At 68.1% G+C, this 25,262-nt stretch carries 21 protein-coding genes; 7 read left to right on the top strand and 14 right to left on the bottom strand.

From position 1 onward, the window contains the following. Positions 1-96 precede the first annotated feature (96 nt). The gene (locus ACORQU_RS09500) at positions 97-2,763 is read left to right on the top strand and encodes a TonB-dependent receptor (RefSeq protein ID WP_491644868.1); all 2,667 of its coding nucleotides are present in this window, start codon (positions 97-99) and stop codon (positions 2,761-2,763) included. A 121-nt stretch (positions 2,764-2,884) separates the two neighbouring features. Next, complete coding sequence (locus ACORQU_RS09495; RefSeq protein ID WP_491644866.1) at positions 2,885-5,179, top strand: beta-N-acetylhexosaminidase; 2,295 nt, start codon at positions 2,885-2,887, stop codon at positions 5,177-5,179. 45 nt (positions 5,180-5,224) lie between these two features. On the opposite strand, the gene ACORQU_RS09490 is transcribed toward ACORQU_RS09495, so the two are convergent. After that, entirely contained in the window at positions 5,225-6,430 is a 1,206-nt protein-coding gene (locus tag ACORQU_RS09490) for an exo-beta-N-acetylmuramidase NamZ family protein (RefSeq protein WP_491644864.1), read from the bottom strand. Between the two features lie 273 nt (positions 6,431-6,703). Between ACORQU_RS09490 and ACORQU_RS09485 the strand changes: the two genes are divergently transcribed. Next, entirely contained in the window at positions 6,704-8,722 is a 2,019-nt protein-coding gene (locus tag ACORQU_RS09485; protein ID WP_491644863.1) for a hypothetical protein, read from the top strand. Here ACORQU_RS09485 and ACORQU_RS09480 read toward each other — a convergent pair. Both ACORQU_RS09480 and ACORQU_RS09475 read right to left on the bottom strand, forming a co-directional pair. After that, complete coding sequence (locus ACORQU_RS09480) at positions 8,719-9,126, bottom strand: VanZ family protein (protein ID WP_491644861.1); 408 nt, start codon at positions 9,124-9,126, stop codon at positions 8,719-8,721. The genes ACORQU_RS09485 and ACORQU_RS09480 overlap by 4 nt on opposite strands. Continuing rightward, positions 9,114-10,295, bottom strand: coding sequence for a class I SAM-dependent methyltransferase (locus tag ACORQU_RS09475; protein ID WP_491644859.1), 1,182 nt, complete (start codon positions 10,293-10,295; stop codon positions 9,114-9,116). The genes ACORQU_RS09480 and ACORQU_RS09475 overlap by 13 nt, the downstream gene beginning before the upstream one ends. A gap of 151 nt (positions 10,296-10,446) precedes the next feature. On the opposite strand from ACORQU_RS09475, the gene ACORQU_RS09470 reads away from it, so the two are divergent. After that, the gene (locus ACORQU_RS09470; RefSeq protein WP_271647530.1) at positions 10,447-11,289 is read left to right on the top strand and encodes a proteasome-type protease; all 843 of its coding nucleotides are present in this window, start codon (positions 10,447-10,449) and stop codon (positions 11,287-11,289) included. A 66-nt stretch (positions 11,290-11,355) separates the two neighbouring features. Here the strand turns inward: ACORQU_RS09470 and ACORQU_RS09465 are convergent, their stop codons facing one another. The 4 genes from ACORQU_RS09465 to ACORQU_RS09450 form a co-directional block, all read right to left on the bottom strand. Beyond that, complete coding sequence (locus tag ACORQU_RS09465; protein ID WP_491644857.1) at positions 11,356-12,297, bottom strand: alpha-E domain-containing protein; 942 nt, start codon at positions 12,295-12,297, stop codon at positions 11,356-11,358. Then, complete coding sequence (locus ACORQU_RS09460; protein ID WP_491644855.1) at positions 12,297-12,467, bottom strand: hypothetical protein; 171 nt, start codon at positions 12,465-12,467, stop codon at positions 12,297-12,299. Before ACORQU_RS09460 ends, ACORQU_RS09465 begins: the two co-directional genes overlap by 1 nt. 96 nt (positions 12,468-12,563) lie before the next feature. Next, on the bottom strand, positions 12,564-14,009 hold the full coding sequence (locus ACORQU_RS09455; protein WP_491644853.1) for a circularly permuted type 2 ATP-grasp protein: 1,446 nt from the start codon (positions 14,007-14,009) through the stop codon (positions 12,564-12,566). A gap of 119 nt (positions 14,010-14,128) precedes the next feature. Continuing rightward, positions 14,129-15,355: a mechanosensitive ion channel family protein gene (locus ACORQU_RS09450; protein ID WP_491644851.1), complete on the bottom strand. Its 1,227-nt coding sequence runs from the start codon at positions 15,353-15,355 to the stop codon at positions 14,129-14,131. A 149-nt stretch (positions 15,356-15,504) separates the two neighbouring features. On the opposite strand from ACORQU_RS09450, the gene ACORQU_RS09445 reads away from it, so the two are divergent. After that, a complete protein-coding gene (locus tag ACORQU_RS09445; RefSeq protein ID WP_491644849.1) occupies positions 15,505-16,245 on the top strand; it encodes a pteridine reductase in 741 nt (246 codons plus the stop codon). A 110-nt stretch (positions 16,246-16,355) separates the two neighbouring features. Here the strand turns inward: ACORQU_RS09445 and ACORQU_RS09440 are convergent, their stop codons facing one another. The 6 genes from ACORQU_RS09440 to rhlB form a co-directional block, all read right to left on the bottom strand. Then, the gene (locus ACORQU_RS09440; protein WP_491644847.1) at positions 16,356-16,763 is read right to left on the bottom strand and encodes a 2-amino-4-hydroxy-6-hydroxymethyldihydropteridine diphosphokinase; all 408 of its coding nucleotides are present in this window, start codon (positions 16,761-16,763) and stop codon (positions 16,356-16,358) included. After that, positions 16,760-17,122, bottom strand: coding sequence for a dihydroneopterin aldolase (folB, locus tag ACORQU_RS09435; protein ID WP_491644846.1), 363 nt, complete (start codon positions 17,120-17,122; stop codon positions 16,760-16,762). The genes ACORQU_RS09440 and folB overlap by 4 nt, the downstream gene beginning before the upstream one ends. Before the next feature lie 10 nt (positions 17,123-17,132). Beyond that, complete coding sequence (locus ACORQU_RS09430) at positions 17,133-17,978, bottom strand: response regulator (protein WP_271647536.1); 846 nt, start codon at positions 17,976-17,978, stop codon at positions 17,133-17,135. Between the two features lie 14 nt (positions 17,979-17,992). Further along, positions 17,993-18,955: a permease-like cell division protein FtsX gene (ftsX, locus tag ACORQU_RS09425; RefSeq protein WP_491644844.1), complete on the bottom strand. Its 963-nt coding sequence runs from the start codon at positions 18,953-18,955 to the stop codon at positions 17,993-17,995. Positions 18,956-18,989: 34 nt separating this feature from the next. Beyond that, complete coding sequence (gene ftsE / locus ACORQU_RS09420) at positions 18,990-19,676, bottom strand: cell division ATP-binding protein FtsE (protein WP_491644842.1); 687 nt, start codon at positions 19,674-19,676, stop codon at positions 18,990-18,992. A gap of 151 nt (positions 19,677-19,827) precedes the next feature. Continuing rightward, complete coding sequence (gene rhlB / locus ACORQU_RS09415; RefSeq protein WP_491644840.1) at positions 19,828-21,597, bottom strand: ATP-dependent RNA helicase RhlB; 1,770 nt, start codon at positions 21,595-21,597, stop codon at positions 19,828-19,830. A 223-nt stretch (positions 21,598-21,820) separates the two neighbouring features. Here rhlB and trxA point away from each other — a divergent pair, with 223 nt between their 5' ends. Both trxA and rho read left to right on the top strand, forming a co-directional pair. After that, positions 21,821-22,162 carry a thioredoxin TrxA gene (trxA, locus tag ACORQU_RS09410; RefSeq protein WP_271647540.1) on the top strand — a complete coding sequence of 114 codons (342 nt, stop codon included), beginning with the start codon at positions 21,821-21,823 and terminating at the stop codon, positions 22,160-22,162. Between the two features lie 228 nt (positions 22,163-22,390). Next, positions 22,391-24,205, top strand: a complete 1,815-nt coding sequence (rho, locus tag ACORQU_RS09405; RefSeq protein ID WP_491644838.1) for a transcription termination factor Rho — start codon at positions 22,391-22,393, stop codon at positions 24,203-24,205. Positions 24,206-24,327: 122 nt separating this feature from the next. On the opposite strand, the gene ACORQU_RS09400 is transcribed toward rho, so the two are convergent. Then, a complete protein-coding gene (locus tag ACORQU_RS09400) occupies positions 24,328-25,155 on the bottom strand; it encodes an energy transducer TonB (protein WP_491644836.1) in 828 nt (275 codons plus the stop codon). Positions 25,156-25,262 lie beyond the last annotated feature (107 nt).

The raw sequence follows: 25,262 nt of genomic DNA, 5'->3' as shown, positions 1-25,262 counted from the left end.
GCGCCACGCAACACAGTTTGTTTCGACATCGCACCACATCGACGTACAGGCCTGGCAGCCCACTGCCACAACCCATCACAGACCGGGGAACGCACCATGACCTGCAAGAAATCCCTTTTGACCGTGGCCATCCTGACCAGCCTGAGCTTCGCCGCGCAGGCGCAGCAGACTGACGGCGGCCAGTCCGGCACCGACGCCACTAACCTGGACACCATCACGGTGGTCGGCATCCGCTCCAGCCTGGAGAAATCGCTCAACACCAAGCGCGACGCCTCCTCGCACGTGGAAGCGGTCAGCGCCGAAGACATCGGCAAGCTACCCGCCAAGAACGTGGCCGACACCCTGCGCGAATTGCCGGGCGTCAACATCGCCTCGTCCTCCGCCAGCGAAGGTGCATTCGACGAAGCCGATCGCGTGTCCCTGCGCGGCACCAGCCCCAGCTTGACCCAGACCACCCTCAACGGCCACGGCATCGCCACTGGCGACTGGTTCGTGCTCTCCCAGGTGCAGACGGTGGGCCGCAGCGTCAGCTACTCGCTGCTGCCCTCGGAAATCGTCGACCAGGTCGTGGTGCACAAGTCCTCCGAGGCCAAGCTGGTCGAAGGCGGCGCGGCCGGTTCGATCGACATCCTGACCCGCAAGCCGCTCAACTTCGACAAGCCGCTGACCCTGGAAGGCTCGTTCGGCGCGGTCTACTCCGACCTGCCCGGCGATACCAAGCCACAGTTCAGCGGGCTGCTGAACTGGAAGAACGATGCCGGGACCTTCGGCTTCCTGCTCCAGCCGTTCTACGAAAAGCGCAGCCTGCGCCGCGACGGCCAGGAAGTGGTGGGCGGCTACGGCACCGCCACGGTCGGCGGCCAGAGCGTGCTGTATCCCAACCTGCTCGGCGCCACGCTGTTCACCCAGGAGCGCGAGCGTCAGGGCGGCACGGTCGACCTACAGTTCAAGGCGTCCGACGACCTGACCTTCGACCTCAACGGCTTCTACTCGAAGATGAAGGCGGATAACTACAACCGCAACTTCATGATCTGGGGCAGCCAGTTCGTCGGTGCCCAGACCCCTGACAGTTACACCATCGACAACGGCGTGCTGACCAGCGCCAGCTACACCCCCAACGGCACCACGCCGTACGGGGTGTACGACATGATCTCGCGCCCCGGCGCCGAGTCCTCGACCAATTACGTCGCACTCAATGCCGACTGGCACGTCAACGACAGCGTGCAGGTGAAGTTCGAGGCCGGCAGCAGCCACGGCGTGGGCAAGAGCCCGCACCAGAACGTACTGGAAACCGGCATCTCGCCCACCGGCGGCACCGTGGGCTGGCAGATGCACGGCATCGGCAGTGTCATCGACGCCTCGCTGGGCACCGGCAATACGCCGAGCACCCAGATTCCATCGGCCGGCTGGATCTTCGGCGACCAGGGCATCGAGGTGAAGGACAAGGAGAACTGGTTCGCCGCCGACAGTAGCTGGACCAACGCCGAAGGCGTGTTCAGTTCGCTCGACTTCGGCCTGCGCTATACCGAACACGAGCGCCACAACGACTTCGACATCGGCCAAGGCCCGCTCAATGGCATGCCCCCGCTTTCGGCCCTGCCGACCACGGGCGGCGCCTACCCGAGCGACTTCGGCGACGGCATTGGAGGCAACCTGCCGAGCGGCATCTGGTACTACACGCCCGGCCAGCTGGCCGCGATCAACGCCGAGTACGCCAACCGCGACCCGGTGGCACGCTTCAACTGGCAGAACGTCTATGGCGTGAAGGAGAACAACGGCGCGGCCTACCTGCAGGGCAACTTCGAGGGTGAGCGCTGGAGCGGCAACATCGGCGTGCGCTACGTCAACACCTCCAGCAAGGTCCGCTACAACCAGGGCGTGGGCGCCGCCATCCCCGGCGCCATCACCGGCTCGGCCTTCGGTGCCTACCTGCCGATCGAGGTCAGCAATGACTACAGCAAGCTGCTGCCCAGCGCGAACTTCAAGTTCGACTTCAGCGACGACCTGGTCGGCCGCGTGGCCGCTTCCAAGACCCTGACGCGTCCGGACTACTCCGCACTGGCCGGCTCGCTGTCGCTGGACGACCTGACCCACACGGGCAGCGGCGGCAACCCCTATCTCAAGCCGCTGGTATCGACCAACTTCGACCTCTCCCTGGAGTGGTACTTCATGCCACGCGGCCTGCTGGCCGCCAGCGCCTTCTACATGAAGATGAAGGACTACATCGATGTGGGCGGTTCGCAGACCATCCAGTACAAGGACCAGCAAGCCAGCTTCGACCAGGGCGTTGATGTCTACGCCGACTACCAGGTCACCGTGCCGGTCAACACCGATGCAAAGGTCAAGGGCGTGGAGCTGACCTACCAGCAGCCGATCGGCGAGTGGTTCGGCGTCAACGCGAACTACACCTATACCGATGGCGACACCGATACCAGCACGCCGATGTTCGGCACCTCGAAGAACACCTACAACGTGGCCGGCTACTTCGAGAACGATATCTTCAGTGCACGCGTGTCCTGGAGCTATCGCGACAGCTTCTATGCCGGTGCCAGCCGCGCCACGCCGTTCTACCAGGACGACTTTGGCACCCTGTCAGCCTCGCTGGGTTACAAGATCAACGACCACCTGTCGCTCAGCCTGGACGGCCTGAACCTCAACAACCCCAAGGCCAAGTACTACACCGACAGCACGGTCGGCTTCCTGCCGTATGCGGTGTACTCCAACGGTCGCCAGTACTACCTCAACCTGCGCGCGAAGTTCTGATCGGCGCCAACTTGTTGCATGCTTGACCCCAGGCGGGCCCGGACATGTCCGGGCCCGCCTGCGTTTTGACGACGCGCAACGTCCCGGTGGCGCTGCGTTTCCCAGCCCTAGAGGTGCCTTCATGCCACTGCCGTCCCGATTCCGCCCCGCCCTGCGCACCGCGCTGGCCTGCCTGGCCCTGCTGTGCGCGGGCGCCAGCGCCGCGCCACTGCCGCTGATTCCCGCACCGCGCAGCGCGACCCCGGGCCAGGGACAGTTCGTCCTCAAGTCGGGGATGACGGTGACCGCGCAAGGCGAGGAAGCCCTGACCACCGCGACCCAGTTCATCGACCTGCTGCGCAGCACCGGCGGACCGGCGCTGAGGCTGGCCGACACCGGCGAGCAGGCGGCGGTGCGATTCGTCCTGGATCCGGCCACCGGCGGCGCCGAGGGCTACACCCTGCATGTCGGCCAGGACGGCGTGCGCATCCAGGGCGCGACCTCGGCCGGCCTGTTCCACGGTGCCGTGAGCCTATGGCAGCTGCTGCCGGTCGGCGGTGGCCAGGGCGCGCCGGCAGCGCTGGACGCGGTGGACATCACCGACAGCCCGCGCCTGGCCTGGCGCGGGGTGATGCTCGACTCGGTGCGCCACTTCCAGAGCGTGGAGGAGATCGAACGCCTGCTCGACGCGATGGCCGTGCACAAGCTCAATGTCTTCCACTGGCATCTGACCGATGACCAGGGTTGGCGCATCCAGATCGACCAGTACCCGCGCCTGACCAGCGTGGGCGCCTGCCGCGTGCCCTTTGGCGATGCCGGCATCGGCGCGGATGGACAGCCGATCCAGGAGTGCGCCTTCTATACCAAGGACCAGATCCGCGCGGTGGTGCGCTACGCCGCCGAACGCCACATCACCGTGGTGCCGGAGATCGACATCCCCGGGCACGCGACCGCGGCCATCGCCGCCTACCCCGACCTGGGCGTGGACCGGCCGCAACTGAAGGTCTCCAGCTGGGGCGGCGTACACACCAACCTGTTCAACGCCGACGAGGCGACCATGCAGTTCCTGGAGAACGTGCTGGGCGAAGTGATTCCCCTGTTCCCCGGGCCGTTCTTCCACATCGGCGGCGACGAAGCAGTCAAGGACAGCTGGAAGGCGTCCAAGCACATGCAGGCGCGGATCAAGCAACTCGGCCTCAAGAACGAGGAAGCGTTGCAGGGCTGGATGATCGACCGCCTGGGCACCTACCTGGCTGCGCACGGCAAGCGCCTGATCGGCTGGGACGAGATCCTCGAAGGCGGCAAGCTGCCGGCCAACGCGGCGGTGATGTCCTGGCGCGGGACAGAAGGCGGCATCGAGGCCGCGCGCAAGGGCCACGACGTGGTGATGACCCCGGTCTCACCGCTGTACATGGACTACCTGCAGACCGCCTCGCCCGATGAGCCGCCGGGCCGTCCCACCCTGAATCCGCTGCAGAAGGTGTACGCATTCGATCCGGTGCCGGCGGTGCTCGATGCGCAGCAGAAGCAGCACATCATCGGCGTACAGGCCAACGTGTGGACCGAGCACATGCAGTCCTTCGACCGGGTCGAACACGCGCTGTTCCCGCGCGCGGCGGCCCTGGCCGAGATCGGCTGGTCGCCCCAGGCCAGCCGCGACCTGGACAGCTTCAAGGCCCGCCTGCCCAACCTGCTGGCGCACTACCGCGCCCTGCACCTGGGCTATGCGCGCACGCCGTTCCAGGTGCTCTACGACACGCAGGCCGACGCCAGCGGCCAGCACGCCACCGTGCGCCTGTCCGATCCCCTGGACTATTCGGACATCCGCTACACGCTCGACGGCAGTACGCCCAAGGCGGACTCGCCCCGTTATCGGGATCCGCTGCAGCTGGACGTGCCGAGCACACTCAAGTCGGCGGCCTTCTTCAACGGGAAGGCGCTGGCGCCGGCCACGGCCCTGAGCCTGACCGCACAGGGGCTGCGCACGCGCAGCGACGAGCAGTTGGACATGTGCACCGGCGCGCTGACCCTGCGCCTGGAAGACGACGGCCCGCGCGAGGGGCCGCGGGCGATCTTCAACGTGGACATCTTCAATCCCTGCTGGGAGTGGAAGCAGGCGCACCTGGACGGCATTGGCGCCATCAAGGTCCGGGCCGGACGCATGCCGTACTACTTCTACCTGGCCCACGACGAGCCCAAGCGCACGTTCAAGCCGGCCAAGAGCGCTTACGGCGAACTGGAGATCCACGACGGCTGCGCCGGCCCGCTGCTGGCCACCGTGCCGCTGCCGGAGGCGCCGGGCATCGACGGCTTCGTGACCTTGCAGGCGCCGCTGCAGCAGGCGCCTTCCACCTCGGACCTGTGCGTGTTCTTCACCGGCGATACGCGCCCGGACATGTGGGTCCTGGATCGCATGACCCTGGTGCCCGGCCCCTAGCGCTGCGCCGTGACCGTCCCGGTGCGGGTCGCGCGCGCCGGGATTTCAGTACAGCAGGTAGCGCGCCCGCAGCGCCTTGAAGCGGGCCAGATCGGGCTGCCAGCGGTCCTGGAGGGCCTGCAGGTCTTCGCCCTCGGCGATGGCCGGCCGCAACCAGTCGTTGCCGATCAGCGTGTCGAAGAACGGCGGCGTCCCCGGCAGAAACTGGAACTGCTGCGGATACAGGTCGTGCAACGCCTTGATCACGGCCACCCCAGTGAGCACCGGCCTGAAGGCCTGCACATCGGTCACGTGCAGCTGCACGCCGGCACAGGCCTGGCCCTGGAACTTGGAAAAGGTCGGCGTGAACCACACCGGGCGGAAGCGCACGCCCGGCAGCTGCAGCGCCTCCAGCGCGCGTGCCAGCGTGGGTGCATCGACGAAGGGCGCGCCCAGCATCTCGAACGGCAATGTGGTGCCGCGTCCTTCGGAGACATTCGTGCCTTCCAGCAGGCCGGTCCCGGGGTAGACGCGCGCGGTCGCCACGGTGGGCATGTTCGGCGAGGGCGGCACCCAGGCCAGCGTGGCCGGAAACCCGTCGCCGCGCTGCCAGCCGCGCATCTTCACCACGTGCAGGTCCGCGCCGATGCCGAAGTCCTCATTGAACAGCCGCGCCAGCTCGCCGATCGTCATGCCGTGACGCACCGGGATGGCGTACATGCCCACGAACGAGGCCACCTGCGGCATCAGCACCGGGCCTTCGACCGCCTCGCCGCCCAACGGGTTGGGCCGATCGGTCACCACCACCGGGATGCCCGCGCGCCTGGCCGCGATCAGCAGATGCGCCAGCGTCCACGGATAGGTGTACCAGCGCGTGCCCACGTCCTGGATGTCGTAGACCAGCACGTCGATGCCGGAGAGCATCTGCGACGAGGGCTCGCGGTGGTCGCCGTACAGGCTGTAGACCGGCAGGCCGGTGGCGGCATCGCGACGGCTGTCGACGTGTTCGCCGGCCTGTGCATCGCCGCGCACGCCGTGCTCGGGCCCGAACAGCGCCACCAGTTTGAAGTCGGTGCGCGCGGCGAAGCGGTCGATGTCGCTGCGCAGCTGCCCATCGACGCCGGTGGCATTGGTCACCAGCCCCACGCGCTTGCCGCGCAGCAACGCCGGATCGTCCAGCAGCACGTCCACGCCCAGTCGGAAGTCCGCCTCACCCGAGACAGCTGCCCGCCCAGTCGCCCGCAGGGGTAGCGACAGAACAACGCACAGCATCGCCAGACACCAGCACGACAACCGAGTGGACAAACGTGACGATAACCAGGACATGCAACGACTCCCTGCCCGCATTTGCGATCCATCGCACGCGGGCATCGTGCGAACGTCGGCCGCGGTCATGCCGATGCGGCAGCTGCGTGTTATATCGTGGTGACCCACGTTGGAACATGTCCGCTGCGCCAGCTTCGGCGCCATGCCTTGCGAGGGTCTGTCCTGATGGTTCTGCGCGTATTTTCGTCCATGGCTCTTGTCGCCTGCCTGTCCACCAGCATGCTGCCGCTCCTCGCGCACGCCGATGACCGCCTGGGCGTCACGCCCTCGGCGCAGTCGATCGACTATGTCCAGCACAGGCAGCAGTTCCAGCTGCACACGCTGCTGACCGAACAGCGCCATCCGCGCACGATGGACCTCAGTCAGGTCATCGCCGAGGACACCACCGCCGGCCTGCGCGAACTGCTTTCGGTGGATCAGGACGTCACCGCCACGATGAACGCCGTGGCCATCGACCCGGCGCGCCTGGGCCAGCTGCAGGCCGCGTCGGGTGCGGTGCAACAGGCGCTGCGCGAGGGGCATCGGATCTATTTCTACGGCACCGGCTCGACCGGGCGCCTGGCCGAAACGCTGGAAAGCGGCCTGTGGCGTCCGTTCTGGGAGCGCGTGGCCAACGAGCATCCTGATCTGTGGAAAACCATCAGCGCCAAGTACCCCGGCCTCGACGCGCGCGTGCGCGGCGAGATCACCGGCGGCGATCGCGCGCTGATCTCCTCGCTGGAAGGCTTCGAGGACCTGCAGCTCATCGGCAGACTGCAATTGCAGGACAACCACATCGCGCCGCAGGATGTGGTCTTCGCGGTGACCGAAGGCGGCGAGACCTCGGCGGTGATCGGCACCGCGCTGGCCGCGGCCGCACAGCCCGGCCGCGCGCAGGGCCGCACTTGGTTCGTCTATAACAACCCGAACACCGTGCTGCGCCCGTTCGAGCGCAGCCGCGCGGTCCTGGACGATGCGCGCATCGGCAAGATCGAGCTGGCCACCGGCCCACAGGCCATCACCGGCTCGACCCGCATGCAGGCCACCACCACCAGCCTCTACGCGCTGGGCGCGGTGATGGAAGACGCGGTCCAGCGACTGCTCGCGCCCATCCTCGCGCCGGCCCAGCTCGCCTCGCTGGGCTTCGATCCGGGCACCACGCTGGCTGACCGCCTGCGTACCTTTTCCAGCCTGCAACGCATCGCCGCGGCGGCCGCGCCGCAGCTATCGGCCTGGACCGACCTGGAGGCCAGCACCTACCGCGACGGCCACCACGCCACCTACCTGGCCCAGCGCGCGCTGATGGCGGTGTTCGTGGATGTGACCGAACGCGCGCCGACCTTTCGCCTGGCGCCGCTGGACCGCCGCGATGCCGATCCGCGCCGATCCTGGATCCAGGTCTGGGCGCCGGTGGACGACCCGCGGGCAGCCTGGGACGCACTGCTGCACCGGCCCTTCCACGGGCTGGACCCGGCGCTGTATTCCGGACCTTTCCAACACGACATCGACGATGCCTATCTGCGCGGCGCGGCGCTGCACAGCCTGGCCTCGGCCGGCGCCGACGAGCAGGCGCTGTACGACCTGTCGGTCTCCCCACACAACCTGGACCACGCCGGGCCGCAGGCCGGTGACCTGGGCGCCCTGGTGCTGCTGGGGCACGAGGCGGTCTCGCCCGTCGGCCGCCGGTGGCTGGAGCAGATCGCGACAGCCAAGGCGCACCAGGTGGTGTTCTCGGTCTCCGACCAGCCGCTGGATCGCTCGGTGCACGCGGCCGCCCCGCAGGCCACCGTGGTCGCGGTCACCGTGCCGCAGCGCGATCCGTTCGCCCTCAATCAGACCATCGTGCTGAAGATGCTGCTCAACGCCCACTCCACCGGGGTGATGGCCAAGCTCGGGCGCGTGGTCGGCAACACCATGACCGCGGTGCAGCCAGGCAACCTCAAGCTCTATGGACGCGCGACCTACCTGATCCAGTCGCTGGTCAACGGCGCGCTGGACAGCCCGGCCTGGCGCCAGACGCACGGCACCACCGCGCCGCTGACCTACGCCGAGGCCAACGCGGTGATGTTCGCGGCCATCGATCAGCGCCAGCACCTGGCCGCGGCCACCGACATCCCCGAGGTAGAACTGTCCATCGTCGCGGTGCTGCAGGCCCTGGCCGCCGGCAAGCCGGTGGACTGGGCACAGGCCGCCACCACCCTGCAGCACGAACGCCTGGGCACCTACATGGCGCCCTACACCGCCGCCACCGCGCGCTAGGCGCGGCGCGGGAACAGCTTCAGCAGCAGGTCGCGGGCCGGGGTCAGGGCCACGCACAGGCCCAGCAGGACGCCCGCGGCGTCGGCCAGGGCGTCGGTCGGATCCGGGGTGCGGTCGGCAGTGAACCAGCCCTGCATGAATTCGATCAGCACCCCCAGGATCACCAGCCACGCCGCCGCGCGCCACAGCGCCCGGCGTGTGGCGAACAGCTGCACCGCGCAGACCGACAGGGCGAAGAACGCCGTGGCGTGCTCCACCTTGTCCCAGCCCAGCGGGACTTCGGGGATGTCCTGGCCGGGCAGCAGGCACACGGTCACCACCACGGCCATCGCCACGCCCCACAGCCCCAGCCAGAAACCGGGCCAGCGCAGCGGCTTCACGGCACCGCCGCTCACAGCCGCCATGTCAGATCTCCGGACAGGAAGGCGGCCTCGAAGTTGCAGTCCCGCGCAAATCCCATGAACTGAAAGCGCTCGCCCATCTCGTTGGGCAAGGTGAGCTTCTTGAACTCGTTGCGCAGGCGCAGCTTGCCGGCCTCGTCCATGCGCGCCTCGGCCTCGCCCAGGCGATCCATCAGCCCATTGCCGATCAGGAAGCCGGCCTGGGTGGCGTAGCCCGCCAGCTCGAAGCCGGCCCCGGTGCCGGCCTCGGCCAGCGCGGTGAAGTCCACCGAGGCGGTGATGTCCTGCAGTCCGGGCCACCGATACACGTCCGCGTGCATCCGATGCCGGTAGAAGGCGCGCGTAGTGCCGCCGTTGCGCTGTTCCAGGTAGTACTCCTTGCGCGGGTAACCGTAATCGCAGAACAGCATCGCGCCGGCCTGCAGGCCGCCGATCACCGCCTGCACCCAGTACGGCAGCTGCGGCAGGAGTTCGGCGCGGTAGCCGTCCTCGAACAGGACATCGCGCGCACGCTCGACATGGCGCACGGCGGCGGCCAGCAGCGGGTCGGCCGGGCGATCGGTGGCCACGAAGCGCCCCTCCCCATCCAGGGCGACGTGCTCTTCGAACACCTCGCCCTCGCGCAGGGTGAAGCGTGGCGTGGGCAGCGCATCGATGACCTCGTTGGCGAACACCACGCCGTTCCAGGCCTCGTTGGGCGGCGTGTCCAGCCATTCCACGCAATCGAACACCGGCGGAATCAGGCGCCGGCCCAGGCGCTCGCGCTGGCGCTCACGCAGGTCCGCGCTGGGCTCCAGGATCCAGTATTTGGCCGGCATCGCGTCCAGCTGCAGCAGTCGCTTGAGCATCACCTCGGCAAAAGCCCCGCTGCCGCCGCCGATCTCCAGGAAGCAGCATTCCGGACCCAGCTGCTGCAGGACCGGCGCTACGGCCTGGGACACCGCGCTGGCAAACAGCGGGCCCAGCTCCGGGGCGGTGACGAAATCACCCGCCTCGCCGAACTTCTCCGCACCGGCGCTGTAATACCCCAGCCCTGGCGTGTACAAGCAGCGCTCCATGAAGCGGGAGAACGGCACCGACCCGCCAGAGGCGTTGATTTCGCTACGGATCAGCGTGGCCAAGCGGTCGCTGTGGGCCAGCGCGTCGGCATCGGGAAGAGGAAGATCGTTCATGCAGGTGAGGGGGCTTCTCAACAAAGAACGCCATGTTACGCGGCGCTGCCAGCTGCGTTGCGCGGATCGCGTGAATGCAGTCGGGCAATGGCCCTAGCCAGCACCGGATGCCTTCCCTATGATCCAAGGTGCACTTTTCCCCGGCTTTGACATGACCTACTGCGTCGGCATCGAAGTGGACGAAGGCCTGGTCTTCGCCGCGGACACCAGGACCAGCGCTTCGTTTGACGACGTGCGCGTCTACCGCAAGATGCATATCTTCGAATATCCCGGCGACCGGGTGTTCGTGATCATGTCCGCGGGCAACCTGGCGACCACGCAACTGACCATCTCGCGCCTGAAGCGCGACGCCGAGGATCCGGACTGCACCCGCAGCCTGCGCAGCTTCAAGCATCTCTACGAAGTGGCCGAGTATGTGGGCGAGGTTCTGGTGTCCAGCCAGGTGGCGGTGGGCGACCAGGCCCAGCACAGCGGCGTCAGCGTGCAGTCCACCCTGATCCTGGGTGGCCAGGTCGCCGGCGAGCGGCCCGGGCTGTACATGGTCTACCCGCTGGGCAACTGCATCGCCACCTCGCCCGAAACACCCTACCTGCAGATCGGCGAGTCCAAGTACGGCAAACCGATCCTGGACCGCATCCTGCGCCCCGAGACCACGCTGGAAGATGCGGCGCGCTGCGCGCTAGTCTCGCTGGACTCGACCATCCGTTCCAACCTCTCGGTCGGCATGCCGGTGGATATGGCCGTCATCCGCGCCGGCGATCTGCGGATCACCCAGCAGATGCGCTTGGAAGCCGATACCCCGCTCTATGCGGAGATCCACGACACCTGGTCGCGCAAGCTGGAAAACGCGGTGCGCACCCTGCCCCGGTTTCCGTGGGAGGCCCCGCGCGGGGATGCCGGTGACGAGGACGATGGCCCTGCGCGCGCGCCGGTCGCACCGCCCAGGCGCATTGCCGCGCGCCCGGATCCGGGCGATGAGTCCGGCCAGCAGTAACCATCCACTTTTCAGACCCTAGCGCAGGGACGACTGGGTAGCACGCTTCCCCGGCACACCTCTTCGCTAGTTGTAGAAGTAGCCCTCGACGACGGCGTCGTGCAGGCGGCTCAGATGCACCTGCACCTCGTCCATGAAACCGGCCGGATTCTTCGCCGCCAGCCACACCGGATCGGCGTTGCGGATCATCCCGACCACCCGGTTCAGATGTCGATCCACCGCCGGCCGCGGCGGCATCGAAGGCAGTACGTGCTGGGCCCGGGTCAAGCAGAACTGCACGCTGCGCGGGAACTCGGTGTTCTGTAGCAGAAAGCGCAATGCGTGCTCGCCGGTGACGCGCTGGCGGATGTGCCGACGGTACATCTGGTAGGCGGCCAGCGAACGCAGGACCGCCATCCATTGCATGTTGCGGAAGGCCTCGCGGTCGTCCTCGGTACGCGGCGTGATCAGGCCCGAAGCCCCGGCATCGATGATGCGCGTGGTCATGTCGGCCTGCTCGATGCCGGTGCCCAGGCGCAGGAACTGGTAGCCGATGTCGCGGCTGACGTTGGCCGAAAGCAGGCCGGAGACCTTCAGGCAGCCATCGACGATGCGGTTGATGAAGTCCAGGCGGTAGCGACGCTGCAGCGCGCGCTCGCCGCTGCTCTCCACATACAGGTGCAGGTCGTTGACCGCTTCCCACACCTCCTGGGGAAGGGTGTCGCGGATGCTGCGCAGCAATTCGCGCGCGTTGACCAAGGACACCTTCAACGATGAGCCGTTCTGCTCGTCCAGCAGCAGAAAGCGGATGACGTCCACGTCGGCCACGTCGCTGCCGGCATCCGGGTGCAGGCTGGTGAAGATCTCACCCGCGCCGACTGTGTCGATCATCGGCCGCCAGGTGAACCGCACCGAGCGTGGCAGGTCCAGCTGCAGCGTGCTGCCCACGCCGACCAGGCGCGCGGTGTTTTCGGCGCGCCGCACATAGCGGCTGAACCAGTACAGGTTGTCTGCGACGCGGGACAACATCAGGGCGTGCTGCCGTGGTTGGAGTGGGTCACGTTGTCGTGCCTGACGGTCAGGTGATTGAGCGAGCCGCCGCGACAGGCTGGCCGCCTGTCCAAGGCGCGCGCGAGCGCATGGCCGCCGGGCACGGCAGCCCGAAGGGCCGCGCCTGCGTGGGCACGTTGCAGGGTCATCACTCGATCATGTCGCGACATACATTTCCTCGTTCTTCCGTGCCCCGTGCCCCCGCAGGCATGGCGTGGCCCACGCCAGCCGCGGCAGCAAGCCCTTTAGCCTTCTTCGTCGGCATCGACCACCCAGGTGTCCTTGGCGCCGCCGCCTTGCGAGGAGTTGACCACCAGCGAACCCGGCGTCATCGCCACGCGGGTCAGCCCGCCGGTGGTCACGTAGGTGTCCTCACGCGAGAGGATGAACGGGCGCAGGTCCAGATGCCGTGGCGAAGGACCGTCGTCGGTCACGATCGGCGCGGTGGACAGGCTCAGTGTGGGCTGGGCCATGTAGTTGCGCGGGTCGGCCTGGATCAGCTCGCGGAATGTCTCGCGCTCGGCCTTGCTGGCCCGCGGACCGATCAGCATGCCGTAGCCCCCGGACTCGTTGGCCGGCTTGACCACCAGCTTGTCCAAGTTGTCCAGCACGTACTGGCGGTCCTTGGCGTCATGGCACAGGTAGCTGGGCACGTTGGGCAGGATCGGCTCTTCGTCCAGGTAGTACTTGATCATCTTGGGCACGTAGGCGAAGACCACCTTGTCATCGGCCACCCCAGCGCCCGGCGCATTGGCCAGCGCCACCCTGCCGGCGCGCCAGCTGCGGATCAGGCCCGGCACGCCCAGCACCGAATCGGGATGGAACACCTCCGGATCGATGAACAGGTCGTCCACTCGACGGTAGATCACATCCACGCGCTGTGGGCCGTAGACCGTGCGCATGTAGGTGCAGTCGTCGTCGGCCACGAACAGGTCAGAACCCTCGACCAGCTCGATGCCCATCGCCTGGGCCAGGTAGGCGTGCTCGAAATAGGCGCTGTTGAACACGCCCGGGGTGAGCAATGCGATCACCGGGGCATCGCCGGGGCGCGGCGAGAGCGCCGCCAGGGTGTCGTAGAGCTGGCTGGGATATTCGTCCACCGGCAGGATCGAGCTGGTCTCGAACAGCTCCGGGAACACGCGCTTGGCGACCATGCGGTTTTCCAGCATGTAGCTCACGCCGGAGGGAATGCGCAGGTTGTCCTCCAGCGCATACAGCGTGCCATCGCCGTCGCGCACCAGGTCCGAACCGCAGATATGCGCCCACACGCCCAACGGCGGCGTCACCCCCACGCACTGGGTGCGGAAGTTGACCGAGGCCTTGAGCAGCATCGCCGGGAACACCTTGTCCTTGACGATCTGCTGCTTGCCGTAGATATCGCCGATGAACAGGTTGAGCGCACGCATGCGCTGCTTGAGACCGGCCTCGGTGTGCTCCCATTCGGTGCGCGGAATCACGCGCGGGATCAGGTCGAATGGCAGCGTGCGGTCGACGTTGCGACCGTCGGAATACACGGTGAAGGTAATGCCCATGACCCGGGCGATGACGTCGGCGGCCACCTGGCGCTCGGCGATGTCGCGACCATTCAGACCACCCAGGTATTCCACCAGGCGCCTCGCTGCGGGACGCGGAACGCCATCGGCCTGGATCAGCTCGTCAAAGGTGGAACTGCGGTATTGCGCCCAGTCCATTCGCTCCATTCCGATGCCCTTGCAGCCAGCGGAAAGCAGGTGCGACAGGGGTGAACCCCAACATGCCCGCAAACCATGATGGGCGTCAAGCAACGCGTGCGGCGTGCGCGCCCCCCGGCTCAGGACGCCATGCGCTGCAGCGCTCCGGGATCGCCCAGGTCCTGGAAAACGCGCAGCCCAAACTGCGGCAGCACCGCCAGCAGGTGATCGAAGATGTCGGCCTGCACCCCCTCGTATACGTTCCAGGCAGTGCTGCGGGTGAAGCAATACAGTTCGATCGGGATGCCGCTGCGCCCAGGCTCCAGCTGTCGGACCAGCAAGGTCATGTCCTGGTGGATGTCCGGATGCTCGCGAAGGTAATGCTCCACATAGGCGCGAAAGGTCCCCAGGTTGGTCAGGCGACGCGCCTGGACCACCCCGGCCTCCAGGCCGGCGTTGGCTTGGGCCAGTTCACGCCCCTTGCGCGCCAGGTAGTCGCCCAGCAGCGGCGAGGCCGCCAGCCGGTCCTGCAGGCGCGCATCGAGAAACACCACGCTGTGCTGGTCAAGATACACGGCGCGCTTGATGCGGCGCCCGCCGGCTTCGGTCATGCCGCGCCAGTTCTTGAACGATTCGGTGATCAGCTTCTTGGTCGGCACCGTGCTGATGGACTTGTCCCAGTTCTGGATCTTGACGGTATGCAGCGCGATGTCGACCACGTCGCCATCGGCATGCTGCGAGGGCATTTCGACCCAGTCGCCAACGCGCACCATGTCGTTGCTGGCGATCTGCACACTGGCCACCAGCGACAGCAAGGTATCCTGGAACACCAGGATCAGCACCGCCATCATCGCGCCGAGGCCTGACAGCAGCACCATCGGGTTTTGATCGATCAGAGTCGCGACCATCAGCACCCCTGCCAGTGCGAACAGCATGATCTTCAGCACCTGGAGATAGCCCTTGATCGGCTTGCTGTGTGCATCGGGACGGCGCAGGTAGACCAAGTTGGCCAAGTCCAGCGCGCGCGAAACCGACAGGGCCACGGTCAGCACGATGAAGGCCGCGCACACGTTGCGCACCACTTCCACCAGCAGCGGCGGCAGTTCCGGGACGGCCCGCACCCCGGCATACAGCACCAAGGCGGGCACGGCATTGGCCAGGCGCGGAATCACCGACAGCCGCATGCCCTCGTCTTCGGACGCGAACGGCGAGGCCGCCAGGGCGCGACGCAAGGCGCGCAGCAGCACGCGTTTGGTCAGCCAGTTGGCGGCGAAGGACGCCAGCAGCAACGCGGCCACGGCGAGCAGCGTGTAAGCATGGGGATACGGCGCGAGCGCAACGCGCAAGGCCTCCAGGTCATCGAGCATCGTGGGTCCTCGGTCGGCACGGAGCTGCGACATCACGGCGGGCAGGACACGCCATCGCAGTCGTACAGTGTAACGCCCTGTCCCCGCGCACCCGTCGCCGACATCCGTGATGCCACAATTGCCAGGCCTTCCGTCCGGGTGCCACCGCCATGCCTCCACCGCCCCGCGTTGCCCTGATCACCGGCGCCGCCAAGCGTATCGGCGCGGCCATCGCGCGTGCGCTGCACGCCGATGGCTACGCACTGGGCCTGCACTACCGCGGCTCGATCGACGCCATGCACGCACTCGCCGCCGAACTGGAAGCCGCGCGACCCGGCAGCACGCTGCTGTTGCAGGCCGAACTGGGCGACGTTGCGTGCCTGCCGGCGCTGGTCGAGAACACGGTGCAGCGCTTCGGTCGGCTCGATGCACTCATCAATAACGCCTCGGCCTACTACGCCACGCCGGTGGGCAGCGCGACGCCGGCGCAGTGGGACGAACTGTTCGCCTCCAACGCACGCGCACCGTTCTTCCTGTCGCAGGCCGCCGCGCCGCACCTGAAGGCAAGCGGCGGGGCGATCGTCAGCATCGCCGACATCTACGCGCAGCGCCCGCTACCCGAGCACACCCTCTACTGCATGGCCAAGGCCGCGCTGGTGATGATGACCCAGTCGCTGGCACGCGAACTCGGCCCGCAAGTGCGGGTCAACGCCATCGCGCCAGGCAACATCCTGTGGTCGGAGAATCCGGTCAAGGCCGAGACCCAGGCTGTCCTGGAACAGCGCGTGCCGCTGCAGCGCCAGGGCGCGCCGGATGACATCGTCTCGGCCGTGCGCTGGCTGATCGACGGTAACGCGTACGTCAATGGCCAGATCGTCGCCATCGACGGCGGGCGCTCGGTGTTCGTCTAGCGGACGGTTTGTGCTCGTGTGGCAAGGGTCTGCCTGTGTGGGAGCCGCCACGACGGCGATGGCGCACTAAAGGGAAGGCCCCTTCACCGCCATGGCGGCTCCTACTCCATCTAAGCCAACGCGGTCCCGCGCAGCTGGTCGAGCACGTTCTGCATCAGGTCCACGAACAGCGGATGGCCGAGCTTGGCATCGTCGCGCCACAGCACGATGCCGTGGGCATCGCACTCGCAAGCCAGGTCGATATCGATCACGCACTGCGCTGCCTGCGGCGTGCGCCCCAAGGCCGTCTCGATCTGCTTGAGCGTCGCCACCAGCGCCTCACGCGGCAGCCCTGTCGCCAGGGCGACGGCCTGGTTGTGAAAGCGTCGCGCGTCGGCCGGGTTGACGCTGGGGCCTTCGACCCGCGCCGAGGCGACCTCGAGCAGGCCATGCATGGCCAGCGCGGCGCGCGCGTCATCCAGCGCCTGCGGCGTGTCCAGGCTGCTGCCCAGCAGCAGCACGTAACGGCGGGTCTTCATGCCGCGCTCCGACGTCGCACGATGCGCACGCCGACTCCGCGCGCGGCCGGGACCGCCTGCGGCTTGGTCACCCGCAGCATCACCTGGGCGATGGGGAAGTCGTGCAGCAGCCGCGTGGCGATCGTTTCGGCCAGTGCCTCGACCAGGGCAAAGCCCGACTGGGCGCAGATCGATTCGATGGTCTGCGCGACCACCGCGTAATCCACCGTGTCCTCGAGCACATCGCTGTCACCGGCACGACGCGTGTCGAGCGTCATCTCCACGTCGAACATCAGCGGCTGGGCGGCATCGCGTTCGAAGTCGTAGACCCCGATCAGCGCCTGGGTGCGCAGTCCATCGATAAAGATCACATCGTCCATGGCGCGCGTCCTAGCCGTCCTCGCGCGGGCCGGCCATGCGAGCCAGGCGCAATTGGAAGAGCACCTTGGTCACCAGCAGACGTTCCTCGATCGGCTTGAGCACCAGGTCATTGGCGCCGCTCTGCAGCAGCTCGGCCTGGTTGTCGCGATTGGAATCGCCGGTCATCACCAGGATCGGCAAACGGCGCTTGCCGTAGCCGAAATCCACGCGCACCCGCTGGACGATGTCCACCCCGCTCAGCTCGCCCTTGAGGGTCACGTCGGTGAGCACCACGTCGAACTGGTGGGTCGACATGCCCAGCGACTCGGCGGTCAGCAGGGCAAAGGCATCCTCGGCGCGCAGCACGTGGACTACCTTCAGATCGTGGCGTTCGAGCATGCGCTTGGTGGTCTCGGCGACCACGCGGCTGTCCTCGACATACAGCACCGTGGCGCCTGGCACGGCCTCGGGCGCCACGTAGCCGTGGATGAAGGCGGCCAGTGCCTCATGGCCCAGGGCCTTGTCGAAGTAGTCGGTGACGAACTCGGTGAAGCGGCGCTCCTCGAGATGCGCCTGGGCCTCGCCGGAAACCACGATGACCGGGACGTAGGCCTGCCCGGCGGCCTCGCGCACCGCGCGGGCGACCTCCAGGCCGGTCCCGCCGCCCTTGAGCGAAAGCGCCGTGGTGACCAGGTCCACCGGGCCATCGGCCAACGCCTTGCGCGCTTCGGCCAGGCTGGCGCAGCCGACGACTTCGACCTGCGGCAGGTCGCGCTTGAGCACATCGGCGATGAGCTTGCGCACCATCTTGGAGCCGTCCACCACCATGACGCGTGGCGCTTCGCTGATCAGATGACGCAGGTCTTGTGGGGGCATGGGGGAGAGGCAGGTCAGGTGTCGGTCGGACGGGTCTGGCGCAGATAGTGACCGGTCACCCACCAGGCCCCCAGCCAGCCGATGATCAAGGCCGCCACTAATACCAGTCCGGCGCTCACCGGGTCCAGCCCATCCAGCGCGAAGCTGCTGCCGTAGCTGTGCGCCAACGCGTCCAGTGGCGCGCGCAACGCAGCGGCCGCGGCCAGCACCAGCCCTAGCGCCACCAACCCGGCTCCGAGCCCATACCAGGCGCCCAGGTAGAGGAACGGACGCCGGATGAAGCCGTCGGTGGCCCCGAGCAGCTGCAGCACGCCGATCTCCTCGCGCCGGGCCTGGATGTCCAGGCGCACCGTGTTGCCGACCACCAGCAGCGCCCCCAGCCCGAACAGCGCGGCCAGCACCCAGGCCAGGCGGTTGCCGAAATGCAGCCAACCCTGCAGGCGCTGGCGCCAGACCGCGTCGTGCTGGACCACGTCGGCCTCGGGCAGCTGGGCCAGGGCCTGGGCAAGCGCCGCGTCATCGCCGCTGGGGATCACGACCAGTTGGGCCGGCAGCGGGTTGTCGTCCAGCGCATCGATGGCCGCATCCAGCCCGCTGAGCTTGCGGAAATCGGCCAGCCCCTGCGCCGGCGTGCGCAGCTCCACCCTGGCCACATCCGGCCGGGCGCGGATCTGTTCGGCCAGCGCCTGCGCCCGCGCGGCGTCTGTGTCCAGCTTGAGGAACACGTCCACCTCGCGCGACGCCTGCACGTCGCCGGCGAAGTGGCGCACGTTACCCAACGCCAGCCACAGCCCCAGCGGCAAGGCGAAGGCCACGGCCATCACGCCGATGGTCAGCGCCGTGGACCACGGCCGGCGCAGCGCGCGGCCCAGGCTGGAGACGAAACTGTAGAGATGCTGGTCCACCCAGATGCCCACGCCGGAGCGGGGGCCGTCGGCACGGCGGTTGGTCTCGATCTTGGGGGCCTGCTCGTTCATGCGCGGCCTCCCGGCAATACGTGGGTCATGGGCATCATTCGGCCAGGTCGTCGGGCGAGATGTCATCCATCAGCCGCCCGTGATCCAGGATCAGCACGCGCTTGCGCATGCGCTTGATCAGGGCCAGGTCGTGGCTGACCACCAGCACCGAGGTGCCGCGCTCGGGCATGGAGGCGAACAGCGACATGATCTCGGCGGCCAGGGTCGGGTCCAGGTTGCCGGTCGGCTCATCGGCCACCAGCAGCTGCGGCTCGGAGACGATCGCCCGGGCGATGCCCACGCGCTGCTGCTCGCCGGCCGAGAGCTGGGTGGGTAGCGCGCGTTCGCGATGCCCCAGCCCCAGGCGGGTCAGCACCTCGCGCACGCGCTTGCCGATGTCCCCGCGTCGGTCGCCGCGCAGGATCAGCGGCAGGGCGACGTTCTCGGCCACGGTCCGGTCGGTGAGCAGGCGATGGTCCTGGTAGACCGCGCCCACGTGGCGACGGTGCAGCGGGATCCTGCCGCCGCGGACCTTGAGCAGGTTGCGCTCGCCGAACACCACCGCGCCGCGGCTGGGACGCTCGCTCAGGTGCACCAGCTTGAGCAGGGTGCTCTTGCCGGCGCCGGAGTGGCCGGTGACGAAGAGCATCTCGCCCTCGGCCACCTCGAAGTTGATCTCCGACAGGGCTTCGTGCCCGCCGGGATACTGTTTGCTGACGTTTTCAAAGCGCAGGACGGTCATGGGCGGCGATTATGCCTATGCCCAGGTGAGTCGTGCGCCAGCGCAGGCTGCAGATCCGTCGCAACTGGCCCGCGGCGACGGCGACCGGCGGCCCAGACACACGAAGGGCCGCATGCAGCGGCCCTTCGTTTTCCTTGCCGGGTCGACCGGCTCAGCCGCCGACCATCGACTTGATCTTGCGCCCCAGGCGGGTCAGGAACGAGTCGTTGCCGGCTGCCGGCGCAGGTACGGCAGGGGCCGGGACCGGCTTGGGCGGCTTGGGGCTGGCTACGCGGGGCGGCTTGGGCGCGGCGCCGGCCGACGAGGTCTCCCCGTTGGCGCTGGCGGGCGTCTCTCCCCCTTCCAGCGGACGACCGTGACGCCGACGACGGCGCTTGCGCGGACGCTTCTCGCCCTCAGGCACCGGCGCGGCGGGTGCAACGACCGGATCGGCAACGGACGTCGTGGTCACGGTGTCGGCGGCGACCTCGGTCGGCACGGTCGCGGCGGCGCCGTCCGCTGCGGGCTCGGCGCGTGGCCGGCGCGGCGGGCGCGGACCACGGCTGCCCGCCCCACTGCCGGCGCCCTCGCCACTGCGCCCGCCCTCGCGTGGACCGCGACGGCCGCCGCCGCTGGAACGCCCGCCGCCACGACGGGCCTCGTCGGCGGCCTTCTGCTCGCGGGCCTCGCGGAAGATCGCGCTGACGCTCTCGGCCTCCTCCCCGTCCTCGCCTGCCGGCGGCGCGGCGCGCTCGGGGCGCGGCAGCGGCGTCAGCAGTTCGGCGGTGACCGGTTCGACCGGGATCTTCTGCTCGATGTAGGCCTCGATGTCCGGCAGGCTCATCGCATAGCGCTCGCAGGCGAAACTGATCGCGTCGCCCTCCGCACCCAGGCGTGCGGTCCGGCCGATGCGATGCACGTAGTCCTCGGCATCGAACGGCAGGTCGTAGTTGTAGACGTGGCTGATGCCGTCGATGTGCAGGCCGCGCGCGGCCACATCGGTGGCCACCAGCAGCTCCAGCTGGCCGGCCTGGAAGCGCTTGAGCAGGGTCTCGCGCTTTTTCTGCGGCACGTCGCCGGACAGCACGCCGACGCGGTAGCCGGCCTTTTCCAGGGCCCGGGCCACGCGCTCGACGAAGGCCTTGGTGTTGACGAACACCATCGTGCGGGCGCCCTCGCTGCGCGAGAGCAGGCCCAGCAGCAGCGGGATCTTCTCGTCATCGGCCGGCAGGTACATGCGCTGGCGCACGCGCGAGGCGGTGACGGTCTCGGTCTCGACCACGAGCTTTTCCGGCTCGTTCATGTGCTCGTAGGCCAGCTCGAGCACGCGGTGGCTCAGGGTGGCGCTGAACAGCAGGGTCTGGCGCGTGGTGCGCTCGGGCATGCGCCGCAGCAGGAAGCGGATGTCCTTGATGAAGCCCAGGTCGAACATCCGGTCGGCCTCGTCCATCACGCACACCTCGCAGGCGTGCAGGGAGACGACCTTGTGCTGCTTGACGTAGTCGATCAGGCGGCCCGGGGTGGCGATGATGATATCCACGCCCTGCTGCAGCAGCTCACGCTGCTTGTCGTAGTCCACCCCGCCGTAGACCAGCGCGAAGCGCAGGCCCAGCGTCGAGCCGAACTTCACCGCGTCCTTGTGGATCTGGATGGCCAGCTCGCGGGTCGGCGCCATGATCAGCGCGCGCGGATCTTCGGGCTTGCGATCGGCCAGCGCCGGCCGGGTCAGCAGGCGGTTCATGACCGCGACCAGGAAGGCCAGGGTCTTGCCGGTGCCGGTCTGGGCCTGTCCGGCCACGTCGCGGCCGGCCAAGGCCACCGGCAAGGTCAGGGCCTGGATCGGCGTACAGCGTGAGAAACCGGCCGCATCCAGCCCGGCCAGCAGGTCGGGATGTAGCGTGAAGGAGTTGAAGGTGATGTCGGTTAGGGGCTTGTCGCTCATGAATTCTCTTTGCGCCGCAGCGCAGGGGCGACGGCAGGCTGAAGGGGCGGGGGGATCCGCTTGCATCGCCGGCACCTACGGTCGCAAACTGGCGACATCGATGCCGGGTGGCGCGGCCGTACCCCCGCATGCAGGGCTTGATCTGGCCGCGAAGCGCCCCAATTTTACCGCATCTGGCGGCCATCTTCGGCCCCCGCACCGCGAAAACCCCATGGAGACCCCGATGAGCGACAAGGTGACCCACGTCGGCGACGCCGATTTCGACGCCGCCGTATTGCAGTCCGACGAACCCGTCCTGGTGGACTTCTGGGCCGAATGGTGCGGTCCGTGCAAGATGATCGCCCCGGTCTTGGACGAACTGGCCAACAGCTACGAGGGCCGCCTGAAGGTGGTCAAGCTGAACGTGGACGACAACCGCGCCACGGCCATCAAGTACCACGTGCGCAATATCCCGCTGCTGCTGCTGTTCAAGGACGGCCAGGTCCAGGCCACCCAGGTCGGCGCGGTTGGCAAGGGGCAGCTGACCCAGATGATCGACAAGGCCATCGGCGCCCAGGCGGCCTGATGACCCGCTTGGCCGCGCCTCCGGCGCACCGCCAGGCCTGAATCCGCTGCAACCCGTCGCCGGAGCGCGCTTGAAGCCGCTCCGGCACGGTGCTACTGTCAAGACATCCGGCGCTCGGGGCTTTCGCGCCGCACCCCCTCTGCAGTACCACACACCCTCACTTCAACAGCCGCCCGCGCCCGTTCGTGCCGCCGGCAGGCTCGCAACCTCTCAGCGAGGAATCGCACTTTGTCCGACAGCAATGAAACCGGCGCCGTTACCGCCGAGAAGCGCGTGCGCAAGCCGCGCGTGAGCAAGGCCGCCGCCAGCAAGACCGATACCGCGGCCCCGCAGGCCGCCCTGGCCCTCGACACCGCCCCGCCCGCCGCCAAACCGGCCGAAGCACCGGCTCCGCCGCGTGCCACGCCAGCGCCGCCCGCCCCGACCCCCGCCCCGCAAGCGGAAGCTTCTGCGCCCACGCCGCGCGCCGAAGCAGGCAATGAGTCCGCAGGCGGCGAGCCGCGCAACAGCGGTCAGCAGGTCACCGCGGACGGTGGTCAGCTGCACAACGGCCAGAATGGGCAGAACGGCGGCGGCAATGGCCAGCGCCCGCAGCACAACGCCCAGCAGAACAACGGCCCGCAGGGCCAGGGCGGCCGCCGCGAGCGCTTCCGCAATCGCCGTGACCGCGACCGCAACCGCGGTGGCGGCGGCGACCGCTTCAACGATGGTTTCCCGCAGGACGGCGCCAGTGACAATTTCGTCCCGCGCCCGCATCCGCAGGTCCCCGAGGGCTTCCCGCAGTATTCGCTGAGCGACCTCAAGCGCATGCCGGCGCACAAGCTGCTGGAGATCGCCGAGCAGCTGCAGATCACCGACGGGGTGGCCCGCGCCCGCAAGCAGGACGTGATCTTCGCCCTGCTCAAGGTGCTGACCCGCCATGGCGAAGGCGTGGCCGCCGACGGCGTGCTGGAAATCCTGCCCGATGGCTTCGGCTTCCTACGCGCGGCCGAGGCCAGCTACCTGGCCGGCCCGGACGATACCTACATCTCGCCCAGCCAGATCCGTCGCTTCAACCTGCGCACCGGCGACCACATCGCCGGCCGCATCCGCTTCCCCAAGGACGGCGAGCGCTACTTCGCGCTGAACATCGTCGACACCATCAACGGTGAGCCGATCGAGGCCAGCAAGGGCAAGGTGCTGTTCGAGAACCTGACCCCGCTGTTCCCGCGCAAGCGCTTCACCCTGGAGCGCGGCAACGGCTCGTCCGAGGACATCGCCGGCCGCATCCTGGACCTGATGGCACCGCAGGGCAAAGGCCAGCGCGCCCTGATCGTCTCCCCGCCCAAGGCCGGTAAGACGATGATGATGCAGCAGGTGGCCACGGCCATCACCACTAATCATCCGGATGTGCACCTGATCGTGCTGCTCATCGACGAGCGTCCGGAAGAAGTGACCGAAATGCAGCGCACCGTGCGCGGCGAGGTCATCTCCTCGACCTTCGACGAGCCGGCCGCGCGCCACGTGCAGGTGGCCGAAATGGTCATCGAGCGCGCCAAGCGCCTGGTCGAGCACAAGAAGGACGTGGTGATCATGCTCGACTCGATCACCCGTCTGGCCCGCGCCTACAACAACGTGGTGCCCTCCTCGGGCAAGGTGCTCACCGGCGGCGTGGACGCCAACGCCCTGCACCGTCCGAAGCGCTTCTTCGGCGCGGCGCGCAACGTGGAGGAAGGCGGCTCGCTGACCATCATCGCCACCGCGCTGGTGGAGACCGGCTCGAAGATGGACGAGGTGATCTACGAAGAGTTCAAGGGCACCGGCAACAGCGAAGTGCATCTGAACCGCCGCATCACCGAGAAGCGCGTGTACCCGGCCATCGACATCAACCGCTCCGGTACCCGCCGCGAGGACCTGCTGATCGAGCCGGAGCTGCTGCAGAAGATCTGGATCCTGCGCAAGCTGCTGCATCCGATGGACGAAATCGCCGCGATGGAGTTCATGCTCGACAAGATGAAGAACACCAAGTCCAACGACGAGTTCTTCTCTTCGATGAAGCGCTAAGGCCTCGGGCCCGACTGCCGCAAAAAAAGCCCCGCTTGCGCGGGGCTTTTTTGATCCAGGGGTCGTACCGCCGATGTGGTCCGACCCTGGCTTCTCACGAGCCCAGGATCGCTGCGCCATCCTCAGCTGGCGCCAAGCGGCGAGCGCAGATGCAAGCCGACTCCCACCTGGCTGGGCTGCCCGGCCGCGCCGGCATCCACGCCCGCGTCGGCGGCCATGTCCGGCGTTGCCCACGGCACAGGCTGGCGCGGCCCGGGGACGTAGGCGCGCCAGTGGTTCTCCCCCTTGGACGGCAAGTCCTCACCGACGCTGAAGGACACCGGCACGCGCATCTGCCAGTACGCATCGTCGACCGTGGCTCCGCGCGTGGGCGGGGTAAAGGACCAGTGCCTCGCGCCGCTGAGGGCGGCCTGCTCCAGGATGCGGCGCCACTTGTCCATCCTCGGCGCGCTGTCCACGACGCGCAGGTTGGTCTGCTCGGCCGCGACATCTTCGACCTGGCCGTCCCGCCCAACCCGCACCAGCACATAGACATCGCCCCCCACGCCGCTCTGCGCCGCCGCCACGGGGTAGGAAGGCGGCTTCATGTCGCGACTTTGCACGCGCTCGCCCGGCTCAGGCTCACCGTCGAACTGCGCGCTGACCACGCTCAGGCCATAGCGATCCTCGCCCAGCTTGCGGGCCACCAGGCGCAGGCGCATGGGCGAGCGCGCCGCGACGGCATGCCCTTCCCGCTCCACCGGCTCGAAGCACCAGGCGGGAATCAGCTGGTCCAGCAGCCCGGTCACTTCCGGCGGCAGGTCCTCTCGCCCGGCGACGCTGAAGTTGCGCACCTGACCCTGCGGGCTGATCTCGATCTCGCCGGACACCAGCATGGACGCCTCGACCGTCTGGCGTACCGCCCTGGCCGTCTGCGCCTGGGCGCCCATCGACAGCATCAGCAGGGCCACGATCCCTCCTGTCCACCAACCCATTTTCGGCATGGTCCGCGCTCCTTTGCGATTGAAGAGCAGCAGCGTAGATGCAGGAATCGCGTCAGGCAAACCGGGATTGAACA

This window comes from Pseudoxanthomonas sp. JC1303 (assembly GCF_058448525.1).
Note: the sequence above shows the minus strand (reverse complement) of the source record. Positions and strands in the feature narration are given on the sequence as shown.